This is a genomic window from Micromonospora sp. NPDC007220, assembly GCF_040634035.1.
Taxonomy (GTDB): Bacteria; Actinomycetota; Actinomycetes; order Mycobacteriales; family Micromonosporaceae; genus Micromonospora; species Micromonospora reichwaldensis.
The window spans coordinates 566-1,403 of sequence record NZ_JBEYEU010000070.1 but is presented as its reverse complement, the minus strand read 5'-3'; the positions used below and the strand labels follow the sequence as shown (position 1 = coordinate 1,403).

1 rRNA gene and 1 pseudogene are annotated in these 838 nt (G+C 72.8%); one reads left to right on the top strand and one right to left on the bottom strand.

The window, feature by feature from the left end:
* Nucleotides 1-93, top strand: a 5S ribosomal RNA gene (gene rrf, locus ABZ573_RS32500); the annotation flags it as partial.
* A 91-nt stretch (nucleotides 94-184) separates the two neighbouring features.
* Here the strand turns inward: rrf and ABZ573_RS32495 are convergent.
* Nucleotides 185-838, bottom strand: a pseudogene (locus tag ABZ573_RS32495) (hypothetical protein); the annotation flags it as partial.

Below are 838 nucleotides of genomic sequence, written 5' to 3'. Positions count from 1 at the left end.
ACGCCCGGTTACATTCCGAACCCGGAAGCTAAGCCCTCCAGCGCCGATGGTACTGCACTCGGGAGGGTGTGGGAGAGTAGGACACCGCCGGACAACTTTTCCAGTCGAGGGCCGCCCCATCCGGGTCGGCCCTCGACTGCGTAGCGTCGTAGGTGACGCAATGAGGAAGGATGTACCTGTGAGTTCAGGATCGCAGGGCGGAGATCGTCCCCGTCGCTACGAAGACCGTTCGGGTGGACGCGAGGGAGCGCCGCGCCGCGACGACCGGCCCCCGTACCGCGAGGACCGGGGCGGCCAGCGCGGCGGATACGCCGGCGGCGACCGCCGTGACGGCGACTCCCGTGGTGGCGACCGCCGAGAGGGCGGCTTCCGGTCCGGTCCGCGTGACGGCGACTCCCGCGGCGGTGGCGCCCCTCGTCGGGACGCCGGCGACCGCCAGGGCGGCTTCCGCAGCGACCGTGAGGGTTTCCGGGGCGGCGACCGCCGCGAGGGTGGCGACCGTCCGGGTGGCTTCCGTGGCGGTGACCGCGAAGGCGGCTTCCGTGGCGGCGACCGTCGTGAGGGCGGCGACCGTCCGGGTGGCTTCCGTGGTGGTGACCGCGAGGGTGGTTTCCGTGGTGGTGACCGTCGTGAGGGTGGTTTCCGTTCGGGTCCGCCGCGTGAGGGCGGCTTCCGCGGTGGCGACCGTCGTGAGGGTGGCGACCGTCCAGGCGGCTACCGGGGTGGTGACCGCGAGGGTGGTTTCCGCGGTGGCGACCGTCGTGAGGGTGGCGACCGTCCAGGCGGCTACCGGGGTGGTGACCGCGAGGGTGGTTTCCGCGGTGGCGACCGTCGTGAG